The sequence below is a fragment of the Paraburkholderia sp. FW306-02-B genome (genome assembly GCF_058782725.1).
The window spans coordinates 2,782,647-2,797,512 of the sequence record NZ_JBYSXZ010000002.1 but is presented as its reverse complement, the minus strand read 5'-3'; the positions used below and the strand labels follow the sequence as shown (position 1 = coordinate 2,797,512).

The window sequence follows — 14,866 nt, the reverse complement described above, 5'->3', positions numbered from 1 at the left end:
GGTACCACAGCAATGATTGGATTACATCTGGAAGGCCAGCACCCCGCCGTTTGTAAAGTGGTTCGCGACGCAGGTCGCGCAACCTGCCGGCTTGTCGGCCGCGGAGTACGGCATGAAGATGAGACCAGACACAGGGTCAACCGCCACCGAATGGGTGTTGTTTCCCGTTGCGACTCGAGCGACCACCGTGCGCGCTGCCGCATCGATAACGGTCAGGACCGGCGTACAGGGAGCCGCAGCCGAGCAGCCTGCGGAGCCGACCGAGTTACCCGTCGCCGTCCAGCGATAGCTAGCGTTATAGTAGCGATTGGACTTTGTATCATATTGGATTTCATCTCCTCCGCCAGCATTGAGAGACGCCACCAAAGCACCTGACGAGCGATTCAGGATCTGTACGAGGAGTGGAGCCCCCGCGGTCGCCTCGCGGCAGCCTACCGCGGCGTCGGTACCCGGTCCGAGCGCAAGCCCGGTGGGATCGCAATTGCCGAGAGGGTACGCGGCAGCGCCAGCGAGGTCAGTGTAATTGACCGTTGTGCCGCGGGGAATCGCTCGGACCGAGGCCGCAGGAACCTTGATGAGTTCACCATGCGGATTGGCAGTACTTCCGTCGTTGTTGACGAAGAATGTGTCGCTTGCGGCATCATATCGGCACTGTTCAAGACCCGCCGACGGTGCTCCTCCCGCGTCCGAGAAGGTGACCTTAGCCAAAATCGTCTGCGTCTGCGTGTCAATGAACGTCGCGAATGGCGTTGCTTCCTCCGGACTCGAGATCATGTAAACATTGTGGACCGAGTCCAGACATCCTTCGTCTGCCCGGACGCCACCCGTGCTCACGGTGATGCTCTTGACGACTGTGTTTGTCGCCGGATCGGCAATCTTCACCGAATTCACATCGCCGACGTACAGAAGATTTCCCACGGCGTTGATTCCATCAGGTCCGGACAGAGCCGGCCTCGCACCTGCACCTGCAAAGGCCAACGCCCCGCTCCCCTTGATCTGGGCAACGAGTTTCTGGCTCGCGATGTCGATCACATCCACCGCCGCGTTATTGCGGTCCGTAAAGAAGAAGCGCCCCCCGCTGATATCGCCCAGGTCAAACGAAAAGTTAACGCCTGGACCCACGCCGGGCATTGCGATGTCTGCGACGACATGCGGCACTCCTGAAGAATTGACGCTGCCTCCGCAAGCGGTCAGAAGTGACGCACTCAGCACGGTAATACCTAACATTCGCTGCAACTTCATTTTCGTCTCCAAACGTTGTAATGGTTGTGGGAATAAAGCGTGGCAATACGACCTTCGGCTAGTGAAGCCTCACTAGCCAGCCAGGCCTACTTACGAGCTTGACGACAAATGACCTCACCGTTGATAACGCTAGCAGAGAGATCCTAGGAAGTACCATAGAAGTACGTATTGCATGTCGTAATCACTCGTGCCCGTCGAAATGCTCCATAAAACCTTACGTTTCGCCGCAATCAAACGGATCACTTGCCTCCTGCCCGTGACCGGGTCCAGCGGGCAGCGAGTGAGAAGCAAAACTGATACCAGGTTCGGCCGTTCGCCAGTGGATTGATTACAAAGGCATCGTTGAACGGCGAGGCGCGTGCGCGTCTGCATTTCCAGAAAACCGTGCGACGGGCTGTCTGGATTTTCGGACTTGCATCCACGCAGATGAGTGCTGCGTATGCTGAGGCGGGCCGGTAAAAGTAGATCCCCGCGTTTCGTGGAATTGCGCAGCGAAGGTATGGACGGGGCTCAGGAGGTCCGCCGGAAGGCCATCCGCGACTTTCAGAAGGCCATCTCGCGAAACAGCGACTGCGCCGAAGCGCATCTCAACCTCGGGAAGGCGTACAGGCTGGACCCAACGGAATATTTCCGCCTGACCTGCATCGAGTCGGAACTCGCGGCTGCGACGAGGCGCGCGACGGAGGCGTTTCACGCGGTGTCGAGTCGGCCGGCGGTGTAACGCTCACCGTCGCCCGTAGCGCAGGGCTCGACAGGCCGCTTTCGAGCAGCCTTTTCTTCGCGCAGCACTTGATTGCAAACTCGTATCGAGGCCAGAGCATTCCGCCGATCGGCGCGGTACTGAACGAATCAACGCGATGAAGTGACTCACGCAGGCGTCGTCCGACTACGGCAAGCTGAAGAACCTGTCCGACGTCGCGCCGCAGCGGTCCAGATACTACAGACTGCCGGTCGCCACACGGGCTGCGGGCTTGATCGTCAGTGTCATTCTTTCCTCGTCTTCGGTTGTTCGGGCTGCGGGTCACGTCCGCGTTGCGTCGGTGCCCTCGTGCACGCATCCGGGGGCGTCACATAGGTCACGTCGTCGCAGCAGCACGCATAGACCGGAAACCCGTACGCGTTCGTGCGGATGATGGTCGTTGGCCCGTGCAATGGGCATACCGCGTTCATGTTGCCTCCTGAAACTCATGGTCAACCGGTTATATCGTACACGCGGCTCGTCAGTGCGGCACGGCCAAACACCGGTTCGACCAGTCAAGACAACGGAAATCTTGGCCGCTTGCTCGACCCGCACCTGTTCACTGGTCAGCGTGGTGCCGCCGTCGAGCACGACGACCCGCCGGTGCTGCTTCTGGTCGGCGTTCAGTTCGTGAATGATCCTCGTCATGGTGTAACGACCGACGAGGTAACGGCATTGATCGGCCGTTCGAGGTCGAAGCTCTACACCATGCGCCTCGCCGGCGATTTTCCCCGGCTCGCCGCAACGTGCACTAAGGTCGGGTTTTGCTGGGTCGCCCAGGTGGCGAAAACTGCCCGTATATTGTCAGTTGAACGGCCTATACCGGCCGTTCAATTGTTGATGGGCCAACGGCTGCAAAGGCCGATCAGCCGTCTTTCACTTCGCGTCGGTGGTCTGCAGGTTGTCGGCCATAGCCGCCGTTCGCAGAACGGGTAGACGCGTCCGCTGCGGGCCTTACTGGTCGTTCCGCATTGCTGAAAACGCGTCGTCTACCCAGTCATGGTAGTTCATGGCGCACACGGCGAATGCAAACTGTCACAACCAGACGAACACGCAAACGCCAATTGGCAAACTGATCAAATGTCTGTGCCCGACCGGTTACGTTCGGACACACTTCGTTGCGAATCAGAATAGGTCCGCCAACTACAATTCGCGCATGGAGAAAAAACATGATCAGACTTTTGTGTGTCGTTGCGCTTGCGGCTAGCCTGTCAGGCTGCATTGTCGCTCCGCCGTACGGCTATGCGCCTGCGCCGGTCTATGGATATGGTTATGCGCCAGCGTATTACGCAGCGCCGTCCGTCGATGTCGGCATCGGTTTCGGCGGTTACGGGCACGGCTGGCGAAGATAGCCTCGTTGTGGCACCGGTTCCGTTGACGAACGTGTCGCTCGAGTCGAATACAGGCGCGGCAGTCTTTAAGACGGTTCCAATCCAATGCCCTGACCGGGGCAGATTGCCGAAACGCAAGCCATGATTCGCGAGCGTTGGCTTTGCCTTCGGCCCGCGTACGCGCGTCTATAACACCTTCGATGCGCACCGCCAGGTGCATTAGGCCGGCATCAAAGGCAGCCAGTTGTCACTCAAACTGGCGCTGCTACGGGCCGATCATTCCGAACGCAAGGACCCAGGCAACCACGAAGTCCTGGTCGAAGCTGCGCAATCGGTGGGACTCGACGCCGCGGAGGCACGTGACGTACTGCGAAGCGGAGACTATGCCGATGAGGTTCGTGCGGAAGCACGGCAATATCAGGCGGTAGGCATCCAATCGGTGCCGGCGATCATCTTTGATCATCGCTATCTGATGACCGGCGGGGGCAACCCTTGGAAGCCTTCGAGCAAGTCATCCGGCAGATTCTGGCCGAACCGTAGTGGGAGCACCGGCGCCGACGTACTGGATGTGAGCGTTCTCAAGCTGTCCGGCTGCCTATCGTGCGCACCAATTTTATGTGGGGGAATCAGATTGATGAAGAAGATGAGAATTTCGATCATTCTGTTCGTGCTGGCCGTGCTCAGCCCGCTGGCGCATGCGAGCCTGGCTACAGGTGCCCACGAATTCAAGAACGATGTCAAGACGGCAGGAAAGAAGAGCGGGCATGCCGTGCGCGATGCCTCGCACGCGGTCGGCCGCGGCGCGAAGACGGCCGGCCATGCCGTTGCCGATGCAACAAGGCACGGTTATCACTCGACGAAAAAGTTCGTGACAGGGCACGGATAAAGGTCGCTTAGCGGCAACTGAGGCGGCGACTGCGGATCCAGGACCCGCAGCAGGCTGCACGTGCCATGGACGATCGCACTCTTAACCGAGTCGATATCAACTGCGACAGCCCGGTCGTTTTTCCCACTAAGTGCCGTTACCGCGGCCTCGCAGCGAGGGGGAATTGTCGTCGCCGGACCACCCGCCGGCCACAACCGCCCGACCGTGTCCGGTTGTCGTGAATTTAGGGGCCCTGCTGCTACGTTATGCGAGGTTGGATGCCCGGCAGTTTGCGTGTGGCGTCATCGGGCAGAAATCGGCCTCTCGACCGTGCGGCGACATCTTCAAACAAATGAACCACGAGCCGACGACCGGGGCAGTTGCTCGTTGAGTTGCGGATGGGCATCTGAATGCCCACCCGCCGACTTCACGATCGACCAATCCGGCGATCAGTCGTCGTCCCGCATCGCCGTCTTCTGCGTGCTACCTTTGATCCGCGGATAAGGCTTGCCGCCCATCATGCCCTTCCACAGCACGCGGTTGAACTGATCCGCCGGTACTTCGTCGGCGTCATCGAAATTGAACTTCGCGGTCACCTTGGCCCAGTACGTCGCGTCATGCTTCGGCGCGACGTCTGCGCCGGCCGCAAACTTCGTATCGACTTGCTCTGTCATCTGGGCCAGTTGGGTGGTCTTCAGTACCGTCGAGGCGACGGCCGTGTAATTCCATGAGGCCGAACCATGCACGTCGAACACGTCGGCCATCGGACGCTGGTAGGCGGTGTTGAGGTTCATGTGCTGCGTGCCGAGCACGTCTTCGATCGTGCGCAGCGCATTGACCTGGCTGTAACCCGTCCGAATCACCGCGCCCTGCTTCACGTAGGGGCCGACGATATACGCCGGGCCACGGTGCGAATCCACATGGTCAGGACCGTCCTGCACATCGTCTTCGGTCACGACGATCAGCGTGTCGTTCGCGTACGGGCTCTTTGCGACCGCTTCAACCAGGCGGCCGACGGCGAGGTCGTTATCGGCCTGCTGCGTCTCCGGTGTGTTCACGCCCGCGAAGGCGGTGCCGAACGAACCCATGTGATCATGGGACAGGCGCACCAGTGACAGAGTCGGCAGACTGCCGCCCGCGACATACTGGTCGAATTCGCGCTTCCACTCGTTGAAACGCCACTGATCCGGATAGTTCTGGTCGAAGCCGCGGAAGTAAGCGTCAGTCAGCGACGCGAGTTTCGGATCGAGCGGCGCGACCTGGACGACGCCCGCAGCGTGCGGATCCGTCACGGGATTGGCCGCGGTGCCGATGCTGCCGATATTCTTCACGAGGAAGCCGTAATTGCGGACTGTGCCGCCGGCCGCGAGTACTGCGTCGAAGATGTAGCCCTGCTGGTGGCCGAACGGTGCGTCAGACGACGCATGGTTGCCCGTGCCCGTCAGCAGGTTGTCCGTGCCGCCCGTGACGCTGGCCGAGTTGTTGCTGTAGTTCGTGGTGCCGCTGGGACCGGCGGCCGCGTCGCGCTGCTGGACCGTCGCCCAGTTGACGGGCACGTTGCGGTTCGAGCCCTCGCTGTCATATGACAGGCCGCGATTGACCGCCGCGTAATTCATCTGCTGCGTGAGCGTCTCGGTATTGGTGACTCGGCCCTGCAACGCCCACGACCAGCCGTCCATGCTGCCGTCGCCGGGGTTCATGAAATTGTCGAGCGTCACGAACTGGCTCGCCAGACGATGGAAGTTCGGCGTGATGGCCCGGCCGAACTGGCTCAGTCGCGGATCGCCGTTGCCGCCGTTGCCGAGATCGCCGAGGATCTGGTCGTACGTGCGGTTTTCCTTGACGATGTAGATCACGTGCTTGATGTGATTGTGCAGGAAGCCCATCACCTCGTTGTCCTGGTCATTGGATTCCGGGCGATAGAAGTTGTTGCGCGCGACCTGCTGCGTGAGCTGCGGCAGGTCGTTGTCCGTCGGCACTGGCGCACTGACCAGCGATGCGCGCTCGAGCTGGAACTGGTATTCGTTCGACGCGCGCGCGGCGGCGGCCTGTGCCGCGGTGCCGCCCGACAGGTGATCCGGGTTCGGACCGGTCACGCTCTTGCCGTTCACGACATACATCCACGAACCGTCTGCGCTGAACGTCACGTCATGCGGTTCGAACGCGGTTGGGATCAGGCCGGTAACATGAAATGCGCGCGGGCCGCTCAGCGGAATTACCGCGATCTCGTTGGCGCCGGCATTCGTCGCGTACAGCGTGCCGCCGTCGCGCGACAGCGTCACCGAGTAGGTGCCTGCGCCGGTATGTTCCTGACGGTGGTCGAGCACGCCGGCCGGCGCGCGCGCATCGATCTTGGCCACCACGGTATTCGCGTTGGTATTGATCACCGCGACCTGGTCTGCATTGTCCTGCGCGACGTACAGCAGCGACTGCGATGCGTCCAGCGTCATGCCGAGCCCGTTGCCGTCGAGCTTGATGCGCTTGACCAGGCGGCCGTGTGACGGCGACGAGATATCGATTGCGACGATTTCGCGATCGCGGTCCGACGAGACATAGGCCGTGTTGTTGCCCTTCACGACCACCGCGAACGGATAAGTGCCGCCGACACCGCCCGGCGAGCCTTCGTTGCCGGAGAAGAACGGGCGCAGATCGTGCTCGTAACGCACCGAGTTGGAGGCGGTATCGATCACGCTGATTGAATCGTTGTAGTTATTGGCCACGACGAGCGTCTTGCCGTCGGCCGAAAGCGCGAGACCGCCCGCGTTCGGCTGCACGCCTATCCCCACGCCCTTGCCATTATGGCCGAGCGCGATCGTGGCCGACTGCACCCATGCGCCGCCGTGTTGGGTGTAAACCTGGACGACGTCATCATTGCCGCCCGTCGCATACAGCGTGTTGCCGTCGTGCGAGAACACCAGGCCCACGAACGCATTCGTCTGGTGGATCACCTGCTTGAGCTGCGGCCGGGTCTTGTTCGCGCCCGACACGTCATACAGGAAGATGTACTGCGTCGAGTTGGCCGTATCGACCGAACCGTCCGCGTTGTACAGCGAGTTCTGGCCCGCGGTGATGATCGCGAGCGTCTTGCCGTCCGGGCTCAACTGCGAACGCACGGCTTCGCCAGCCACGAAATTCGGATGGGCCGGCAGGCCCGGATTCAGATATTGCTGGACCGCGCCGCGCACGACCAGCGGCGTGATCGACTGACCGCTTGGCACGCGCGCGGTGTCGACAGCGCTGAGGTTGTCAGCGTGAGACTGCGCTGCGAGCAGCACGGCCGACATGATGACGCCGAGCCGGAGCCCAGTCACGATATTGTGGGTTTTCATTTTCATAGGATTCCTCATTACGCAATAGCCATGCCGAACCGGCGACCGGTCTGGCATGACAGGCATGACCCGGCGCCGCTGCGTCGCCGTACGCTGCGGAGATGTGCCGGAATATAGTTTCTGGATATGTCGAACAGGACCTGTCGAGCGAACCTCTCATCGGCCAGTGGGGCTTGACCAACAATGCGGTATTAAGTCACTGCCGAATGTCAATAGGATGACGTGCTCTAAGCAAGATTCGATGATTACAAATTGTTACAACAACGATTGTCATATGACACCCGTCGGTCGCTCGCGGTCGTAACGCAACTGGCCGCTCACGGCTATAGAGCCGTCGTACAGCGAGGGCGACCTTGTGAATACTTATCAGACTCGAGTATCAGGTCGCCGAGCGCCGATCATTCGCCAGATGGATCCGATTCACTTCGTTCATTTGCTTTTGAGCTCGCCCGTACCGGCGTGGAGCATAGCCCAGCACTTGACGAAATGCGCTTTCCGACTCGTAGCCCAAGGAGAGGGCAACGTCAGCCACATTCTCTTCGCTATTCATGAACTTATCGGACGCCAACAACATTCGCCAACGCGTGAGGTATGCCATCGGGGTTTCACCGACAACTTCCTTGAAGCGCTTTGCAAAGATCGAACGGAACATGCCGGCACGCCGTGCCAGTTCCTGAAGCGTCCAGGGATAAGAGGGGTTTTCATGCATGCACGCGATCGTCGATCCGATGGGTTTGTCAGCCAGGGCAAACAGCCAGCCGACAGCGCCTGAAGTGGTTTGAGCCAGATGCAGTCGCAACGCCTGAACCAGAATCATGTATGCGCGGTTGCTGCGCAACCTATAGCGATCCGGGCTGTTCTCCGTGCAGTTCTTGACGCATGCGCCCTAAGGCCCAGCGAAGCTCGGCCCTACCATGCGATCACACGCATGCCTTTTGCCAGGCCACTTCACGTGATGTTGGGAGGTGCGCCAAATGGCATCGTGTCCAGGTTCACTGCGACCCTCTTCTACTTTACCGCCCCCAACGCCAACCCCTTCACCAGGAACCGCTGCAACCACGCAAACACAATCGAAACGGGCAACGTCGCACAGAGGGTAGCGGCCATCACCAGATGCCACTCGACGACGTACTTCCCGGCGACCATGTCAGTCACTTGAACGGTCAAAGTCTTATTCTCCGGCGACCGAATCAACGTATAGACCACCGCAAACTCATTCCACGCATTAATAAAAGTAAAGATCGCCGTCACAACAATCGCAGGCACGGCCAACGGCAAGAACACCTTAAAAACAGCCCTGGTCCTCCCACACCCCTCCAACCACGCCGACTCCTCAAGATCCCGCGGCACAGTCTGAAAGTAAGAAGACAACATCCAAACCGCGAACGCGATATTAAAAGCCGCATAAGAAACGATGACCCCAATCCTGGAGTCAACCAGATTCCCATCCCCATAAGGGATCATCGCGGCCAACCTGAACAGGCCAACAACCAGCAAAATCGGCGACAACATCTGCGTCACCAGAAGAAACTGCGAATACAACCCCTTCCCGCGAAACGGAAACCTCGCCAACGCATAGGCTGCCGGCAAACTCACAGCCAACGCCAACGCGGTCGACAGAAAGCTGATCACGCAGCTATTCCTCAGTGCCACGCCAAAGTTAGCCGCGACCCACATATCGACAAAATTGCTCCACTGCCAATGCACCGGCAACCACCGCGCCGGATACACAAAAATCTCAGAAGCCGGCTTCAAAGCAGTAAACAACATCACCGCAAACGGAAACAGCACCACCACAACCAGCGGCGACAGCGCGAGCCAGCACCACAGCGAGCGCTTCATCTTGACGCTGAGACTCATGACGGCTCTCCTTCTTTCGCGGGCTGCAGGCGCAGATAGGCGATCGAGAAAACAAACAACATGACGAGCATGATCAGCGACACTGCCGCGGCTTCGCCGGGACGTCCCAGGCGGAAGCCAAGCTCATAAAGATACGTGACGAGAATATGCGTGCTGTTATCCGGCCCACCTTGCGTCATCACCCAGATGATCGGAAAAGAGTTGAACACGTAAATCACGTTCAGCAGAATCGCCATGTTGACGAACGGCCGCATCAGCGGCAGCGTCAGCTTGCGAAACTGCTGCCAGGCGCTGGCGCCGTCCATGCGCGCGGCTTCGTAGATATCGCCCGGTATCGACGACAAACCGCCAAGCAGAATCGTCACCGTAAAAGGAATCGACACCAGAATGCCGACCGCGATCTCCACCGGAAACGCGAGCTCCGGCGTAGCAAGCCAATGAATCGGGCCGCTGATGAATCCGAGCCGCTGCAACGTGACGTTGACCATGCCGTAGTCGTCGTTGAAGGCCCAGCGCCAGACCACGGCGGTCATTGTCAGCGAGACGGACCACGGCAGCATCACGATCGTGCGGGCGACGCCACGTCCATAGAAATCCTGATTCAGCACCAATGCGACCGGCACTGAAATCAGCACCGTGCCGCCCACCACACATACGGTCCAGACAATCGTCCGTTTGGCGGCGGCGAGGAATGCGGGGTCGCTGAAGATCGTGTAGAAATTCTGCAGACCGGTGAAATCGCGAATCGCGCCGAAGCGCGAGACTTCGTGCATCGATTGCCACACGATGTTGAAAATCGGATAGCTGATGATGAATAGCGCCAACACCAGGCTCGGCGCAATCAGCAACCAGGGCGCTTGCAGGCGCGAAGAAACGGAACGGCTCATGCGTGCTCGATCGTAAGACGCGTCAGCGTAAAAACTGGCGCGGCGGGATGGGCCGGATAGTGCATTACAACCGAAACGCGCGCCGCCTTCGCAACGGCAGCGCGCGTTCCGTGTTCAGCGAACCACGACGAGATCAATGACCGAGCGACTTGTTCGCTTGCGCCGCCGCTGCAGTCAACGCATCGGCCGGCTTGGCCTTGCCCAGATAGATCGATTGCATCGCATCGGACACGGCCTTCGCGGTGTCTTCCCAACCGGTCACGGTCGGCGCGAAGTGGGCCGTCGGCAGCAGCGCGACGAAGGCCTTGGTGTCCGGATCATTGAACGCCGGATCGGTCGCCTCAGCCTTGGTGGTCGGCAGGAAGCCTTCGGTCGTCGTGAACTCGACGCGCGGTTCCTTCGTGAACAGATAGTCGAGGAACTTCCAGGCCGACTTCTTCACCTTCGAGTTCTTGAACATCACGATCGAGTCCGTCACCGCGTAGGTGGCGTGTGTTGTGCCCATCGGGATCGGATCGATGCCGTACTTCAGGTTCGGTGCTTCTTTCTTGATCTGCTTGGCGAGGAAGGGCGCGGAGATCATCATCGCGACACGGCCCTGCTTGAACAGATTCTGCACGTCTTCACGGCTGAAGCCGGTGACGCCCGGTTGCGTCAGCCCCTGGTCGATCATGGTCTTGTACAGCGTGGCCGCCTTGATGCCGGCCGGCGAACTGAACGCTGCCTTGCCGTCCTTGCCGACCACGTCGCCGCCGTTGGTCCACAGGGCGTAGTAATAGTAGACGTCGGTTTCGATTTCCTTGCCTTGCAGACCGAAGCCGGCAATGCCCTGCGCCTTCAGCTTCTTCGACGCCTCGATCACGTCATTCCAGGTTTTCGGGCCGTCGGGATAACCGACCTTCGCGAGCAGGTCCTTGTTGTAGTAGAGCGCGCGCGCGGACGCTGCAATCGGCAGGCCGTACACCTTGCCGTTGATCTCGCCCGGTGCGAGGAACGGGCCGATGAAGCGGCCCTTGAAGCTCGGGTCCATGTAGCTATCGAGCGGCTCGGCGACGTCGTCCTTCACGAAGTCGAGCAGCCAGCGCGTGCCGACGATCGCCAGGTCGGCGTTGGCGCCGCCGGAAATGTCCGTTTGCAGCTTTTGTTGCAGCGTGTCCCAGTTCACGTCTTCGATCTTGATGGTCGTGCCGGGATTGGCCTTCTCGAAGTTACGGGCCATCTTTTCGAAGTACGGCGCGGTGGCATCGCTGTAATGCGCGACGGTGACGCGGACCGTGTCGGCGTGAGCCGCGACGGCGATACCTGCAAACGCGAGCGCCACGGCAACTTTGCCGAGCGCGAGGGAAGCACGGGCATGCAACGACATTTCTCTCTCTCCTGGATGGTCTGCTGCCGTCGCCGGCCGCTTGGGGTTGAATTGTTTGAAAAAATCCTACATGACGCAAAATAGCTTGTCACGTAGGGTCTGCCATATTTTTTCTCAGCCAGTTTTGTGCATAAGATGCTGCAAAGCAGGGGTATTTTGTGCGCCGCGAAGAAACGGATACCCAATCTTCGGGATGACTAGACAACTGTGCTGGCAGCGGATTTGTAGGAAATTTACATGCCAGACCGGTTGCGGCAACCAGCTTCAGGAACGAGGGCAGATATGAATCGTGTGGTGTTGGTAACCGGCGCCTGCGGCGGAATCGGCAGCGTGTTGTGCAAGCGCTTCGTGGAGCAGGGCGATACGGTGCTGGCGCTCGATATCGACGCGAACGCGCTCGGCGCGCTCAGCGCCCAGCTAGGCGAGGCGCACGTCACGCCGATCGCGGTCGACCTCGGCGACGCTGCCGCGGTCCAGCAAGCAGTGGCCGATGCGGTCAAGACGCGCGGTCCGGTGGACGTGCTGGTCGCGAACGCGGGCGCAGCCAAAGGCCTGACGCTTGCCACGACGGACGCCGCCAGCTGGCAACGCGACATCCATCTGAATCTGAACGGCACGTATCACACAGTGGAAGCGGTGCGCGCATCGATGATCGAACGGCAAAAGGGCGCGCTGGTGCTGATCGGCTCCGTGAACGGCATGGCGGCGCTCGGTCATCCGGCGTACAGCGCGGCGAAGGCCGGCCTCATCAGCTACACCAAAGCGCTGGCGCTCGAACTGGGCCGTTACGGCATTCGCGCGAACATCGTCTGTCCGGGCACCGTGAAGACGCAAGCCTGGCAGGCGCGGGTCGACAAGAATCCGCAGGTCTTCGAGGATTTGAAGAAGTGGTATCCATTGCGCGACTTCGCCACGCCCGACGACATCGCCGACGCGGTGCTGTTCCTCGCGTCGCCGATGGCGCGCGTGATTACCGGCGTCGCGTTGCCGGTCGACGGCGGCTTGATGGCAGGCAACCGTCTGATGGCTGAAGAACTGACGCTCGAAACGCTTTGAGCCGTTTTGAACTGCTTTGAACAGGTAAACGCGGCGCGTGCTTTGCTCAATGAAGCGCGACAACACGGCCGCACCACAGCGCGACGATGAGGACAGCATGGCAGCAGTGCAACTGAGCGGCATCTTCAAACGCTACGGCGACACGCAGGTGGTGCACGGCATCGATCTGCACATCGACGACGGCGAGTTCGTCGTACTGGTCGGCCCGTCGGGCTGCGGCAAGAGCACACTGATGCGGATGGTGGCGGGTCTCGAAGAGATCAGCGGCGGCGATCTGATGATCGGCGGCACGCGTGCGAATAGCCTTGCGCCGCAGCAGCGCAATATCTCGATGGTGTTCCAGAGCTACGCGCTCTATCCGCATCTGTCCGTCTACGAAAACATCGCGTTCGGGCCGCGGATTCGCAAGGAGTCGTCCGCGAGCTTCAAGCCGCGGATCGAAGCCGCCGCGAAGATGCTGAATCTCGGCGGCTACCTGGATCGCTTGCCGCGTGCGCTGTCCGGTGGTCAGCGGCAGCGCGTGGCGATGGGCCGCGCGGTGGTGCGCGAGCCGTCGCTGTTCCTGTTCGACGAACCGCTGTCGAATCTCGACGCGAAGCTGCGCGTGCAGATGCGCACGGAAATCAAGGCGCTGCATCAGCGTCTGAAGAATACGGTGATCTACGTCACGCACGATCAGATCGAAGCAATGACGATGGCCGACCGCATCGTCGTGATGAATGCGGGGCGTATCGAACAGATCGGCCGGCCACTGGAGCTGTACGACCGTCCTGCGAATCTGTTTGTCGCCAGTTTCCTCGGCTCGCCGTCGATGAATTTCGCCGAAGGCGTGCTGGTGAACCGAACCCAGGGGCAAGGCCTCGCGTTGAAACTCGACGACGGTGGCGAGATTGTTCTGGAGGGCGCGCCGGCTTCGGCAACTGTCGGCGCAAAGGTCACGCTCGGCGTGCGGCCCGAACACATCGAGACGTTAGCGCAGACGCCGGACGCCGAGATGGAAGTCGAAGTGGTCGAGCCGACTGGCGCGGAGACCCATTTGTACGGGAAAATAGGCGGCAGCACGTGGTGCGTGACGACCCGCCAGCGCTCGAAGATCGAGCCGGGTCAGCGCGTGACGCTGCGCCTGCCGGCCGAACATATTCATCTGTTCGATACGGAGAGTGGACGCAGGCTTGTCTGAACCGCGTGTTGCCCGACTGAAGCTGATTGAAGCTGCGACGCGACGCGGATTCATTTAACCCTTAAGGAACACCGGGTGTCCGCACCGAACTTGATTCCCCACATCCGCGGCGCACTGGCCAATTTGCGGCCCGCCGAGCGCAAGGTCGCCGACATGGTGCTGAGCGACGTCGACTTCGCCATGCGCGCGAGCATCACCGAGCTTGCGCAACGGGCGGATGTCTCTGAGCCTTCCGTCACGCGCTTTTGCCGCGCGATCGGCGCGCATGGGCTGCGCGACTTCAAGATGCAACTGGCGCAGAGCGTGGCGGGCGGTTTGCCGTACGCATCGACTGCGGTTGCGCGCGACGACGATGTGCAGACGCTGATGGACAAGGTCGGCGAAGCGGCTGTGGATGGAATTACGCATGCGCGTGGCGCACTCGATCCCGCGGTGGTCGAAAGCGCGATTGCGGCGCTGGCCAGCGCGCGGCGGGTGTTCTTCTTCGGCGTTGGATCGGGCTCGGGGCTGGTCGCGCAAGACGCGGCGCTGCGGTTTTTGCGGCTCGATATCGCCGCGACTGCGTTCACCGATGGTCATCTGCAACGCCTGTACGCCGGGCTGATGGAACCGGGCGACGTGGCCTTTGCGATTTCGCATGCGGGCCGCAGTGTCGAAGTGAACGAAAGCATTCAGATCGCCAAGGAGCGTGGCGCGACCACCATTGCGCTGACCAATGTGGGTTCGCGGCTCGCGTGGCTGGTCGATATTCCGCTGCTGCTGCGCGTGCCGAGTCAGATCGATCCGAATACGCCGGGCGTGTCGCGGCTCGTGCATCTGTGCATCATGGATGCGCTCGCGATTGGCGTCGCGCTGAAGGCGGGGCCCAAGACGCTTGAAAAGATGCGGCACGCGAAAGCGCGGTTGTCGTCGCATGAGCCGGAGGCGGCGGGGGATTAACTGCCGGCGTGAATTGCGCCAAGCTTTTTTAGAAGCCGATTATCTTGTCTGGCCGCGGTTTTAAATCCGCTT

The 14,866-nt window shown here is 60.6% G+C and carries 13 protein-coding genes and 1 pseudogene; 8 read left to right on the top strand and 6 right to left on the bottom strand.

Going from position 1 to position 14,866, the window contains the following annotated elements:
- Nucleotides 1-21: 21 nt before the first annotated feature.
- On the bottom strand, nucleotides 22-1,242 hold the full coding sequence (locus tag AC3WOG_RS33860) for a YncE family protein (RefSeq protein WP_492582078.1): 1,221 nt from the start codon (nucleotides 1,240-1,242) through the stop codon (nucleotides 22-24).
- Nucleotides 1,243-1,741: 499 nt separating this feature from the next.
- On the opposite strand from AC3WOG_RS33860, the gene AC3WOG_RS33855 reads away from it, so the two are divergent.
- The 5 genes and pseudogenes from AC3WOG_RS33855 to AC3WOG_RS33835 all read left to right on the top strand — a co-directional run bounded on the left by AC3WOG_RS33855 (nucleotide 1,742) and on the right by AC3WOG_RS33835 (nucleotide 4,198).
- Nucleotides 1,742-1,963: a tetratricopeptide repeat protein gene (locus AC3WOG_RS33855; RefSeq protein WP_492582077.1), complete on the top strand. Its 222-nt coding sequence runs from the start codon at nucleotides 1,742-1,744 to the stop codon at nucleotides 1,961-1,963.
- 558 nt (nucleotides 1,964-2,521) lie between these two features.
- Entirely contained in the window at nucleotides 2,522-2,917 is a 396-nt protein-coding gene (locus tag AC3WOG_RS33850) for a helix-turn-helix transcriptional regulator (RefSeq protein ID WP_492582076.1), read from the top strand.
- Nucleotides 2,918-3,150: 233 nt separating this feature from the next.
- Nucleotides 3,151-3,333, top strand: a complete 183-nt coding sequence (locus AC3WOG_RS33845) for a hypothetical protein (protein WP_410836687.1) — start codon at nucleotides 3,151-3,153, stop codon at nucleotides 3,331-3,333.
- A 93-nt stretch (nucleotides 3,334-3,426) separates the two neighbouring features.
- Nucleotides 3,427-3,852 (top strand): annotated as a pseudogene (locus AC3WOG_RS33840) (DsbA family protein); the annotation flags it as partial.
- A gap of 94 nt (nucleotides 3,853-3,946) precedes the next feature.
- Nucleotides 3,947-4,198, top strand: a complete 252-nt coding sequence (locus tag AC3WOG_RS33835; RefSeq protein ID WP_492582075.1) for a hypothetical protein — start codon at nucleotides 3,947-3,949, stop codon at nucleotides 4,196-4,198.
- 428 nt (nucleotides 4,199-4,626) lie between these two features.
- On the opposite strand, the gene AC3WOG_RS33830 is transcribed toward AC3WOG_RS33835, so the two are convergent.
- The 5 genes from AC3WOG_RS33830 to AC3WOG_RS33810 all read right to left on the bottom strand — a co-directional run bounded on the left by AC3WOG_RS33830 (nucleotide 4,627) and on the right by AC3WOG_RS33810 (nucleotide 11,619).
- The gene (locus AC3WOG_RS33830; protein ID WP_492582074.1) at nucleotides 4,627-7,506 is read right to left on the bottom strand and encodes a bifunctional YncE family protein/alkaline phosphatase family protein; all 2,880 of its coding nucleotides are present in this window, start codon (nucleotides 7,504-7,506) and stop codon (nucleotides 4,627-4,629) included.
- A 379-nt stretch (nucleotides 7,507-7,885) separates the two neighbouring features.
- Complete coding sequence (locus AC3WOG_RS33825; RefSeq protein WP_492582073.1) at nucleotides 7,886-8,323, bottom strand: helix-turn-helix transcriptional regulator; 438 nt, start codon at nucleotides 8,321-8,323, stop codon at nucleotides 7,886-7,888.
- Nucleotides 8,324-8,514: 191 nt separating this feature from the next.
- Nucleotides 8,515-9,366, bottom strand: a complete 852-nt coding sequence (locus tag AC3WOG_RS33820; protein ID WP_492582072.1) for a carbohydrate ABC transporter permease — start codon at nucleotides 9,364-9,366, stop codon at nucleotides 8,515-8,517.
- Nucleotides 9,363-10,253 (bottom strand): carbohydrate ABC transporter permease, encoded by an 891-nt coding sequence (locus tag AC3WOG_RS33815; protein ID WP_492582071.1) that lies wholly within the window; start codon nucleotides 10,251-10,253, stop codon nucleotides 9,363-9,365. Before AC3WOG_RS33815 ends, AC3WOG_RS33820 begins: the two co-directional genes overlap by 4 nt.
- A 133-nt stretch (nucleotides 10,254-10,386) precedes the next feature.
- A complete protein-coding gene (locus tag AC3WOG_RS33810; RefSeq protein ID WP_410837956.1) occupies nucleotides 10,387-11,619 on the bottom strand; it encodes an ABC transporter substrate-binding protein in 1,233 nt (410 codons plus the stop codon).
- Between the two features lie 282 nt (nucleotides 11,620-11,901).
- Between AC3WOG_RS33810 and AC3WOG_RS33805 the strand changes: the two genes are divergently transcribed.
- The 3 genes from AC3WOG_RS33805 (at nucleotide 11,902) to AC3WOG_RS33795 (ending at nucleotide 14,794) form a co-directional block, all read left to right on the top strand.
- Nucleotides 11,902-12,675, top strand: coding sequence for an SDR family oxidoreductase (locus AC3WOG_RS33805; protein WP_492582070.1), 774 nt, complete (start codon nucleotides 11,902-11,904; stop codon nucleotides 12,673-12,675).
- Nucleotides 12,676-12,772: 97 nt separating this feature from the next.
- Nucleotides 12,773-13,855 carry an ABC transporter ATP-binding protein gene (locus AC3WOG_RS33800; protein WP_492582069.1) on the top strand — a complete coding sequence of 361 codons (1,083 nt, stop codon included), beginning with the start codon at nucleotides 12,773-12,775 and terminating at the stop codon, nucleotides 13,853-13,855.
- A gap of 75 nt (nucleotides 13,856-13,930) precedes the next feature.
- On the top strand, nucleotides 13,931-14,794 hold the full coding sequence (locus AC3WOG_RS33795; protein ID WP_492582068.1) for a MurR/RpiR family transcriptional regulator: 864 nt from the start codon (nucleotides 13,931-13,933) through the stop codon (nucleotides 14,792-14,794).
- Nucleotides 14,795-14,866 lie beyond the last annotated feature (72 nt).

Excerpts from the sequence above, each read along its gene's own strand:
- AC3WOG_RS33805 (WP_492582070.1), top strand. The coding sequence starts at position 11,902 with ATGAATCGTGTGGTGTTGGTAACCGGCGCCTGCGGCGGAATCGGCAGC.
- AC3WOG_RS33810 (WP_410837956.1), bottom strand. The coding sequence starts at position 11,619 with ATGTCGTTGCATGCCCGTGCTTCCCTCGCGCTCGGCAAAGTTGCCGTG.
- AC3WOG_RS33815 (WP_492582071.1), bottom strand. The coding sequence starts at position 10,253 with ATGAGCCGTTCCGTTTCTTCGCGCCTGCAAGCGCCCTGGTTGCTGATT.
- AC3WOG_RS33835 (WP_492582075.1), top strand. The coding sequence starts at position 3,947 with ATGAAGAAGATGAGAATTTCGATCATTCTGTTCGTGCTGGCCGTGCTC.
- AC3WOG_RS33845 (WP_410836687.1), top strand. The coding sequence starts at position 3,151 with ATGATCAGACTTTTGTGTGTCGTTGCGCTTGCGGCTAGCCTGTCAGGC.
- AC3WOG_RS33825 (WP_492582073.1), bottom strand. The coding sequence starts at position 8,323 with ATGATTCTGGTTCAGGCGTTGCGACTGCATCTGGCTCAAACCACTTCA.
- AC3WOG_RS33830 (WP_492582074.1), bottom strand. The coding sequence starts at position 7,506 with ATGAAAACCCACAATATCGTGACTGGGCTCCGGCTCGGCGTCATCATG.
- AC3WOG_RS33855 (WP_492582077.1), top strand. The coding sequence starts at position 1,742 with ATGGACGGGGCTCAGGAGGTCCGCCGGAAGGCCATCCGCGACTTTCAG.
- AC3WOG_RS33800 (WP_492582069.1), top strand. The coding sequence starts at position 12,773 with ATGGCAGCAGTGCAACTGAGCGGCATCTTCAAACGCTACGGCGACACG.
- AC3WOG_RS33820 (WP_492582072.1), bottom strand. The coding sequence starts at position 9,366 with ATGAGTCTCAGCGTCAAGATGAAGCGCTCGCTGTGGTGCTGGCTCGCG.
- AC3WOG_RS33860 (WP_492582078.1), bottom strand. The coding sequence starts at position 1,242 with ATGAAGTTGCAGCGAATGTTAGGTATTACCGTGCTGAGTGCGTCACTT.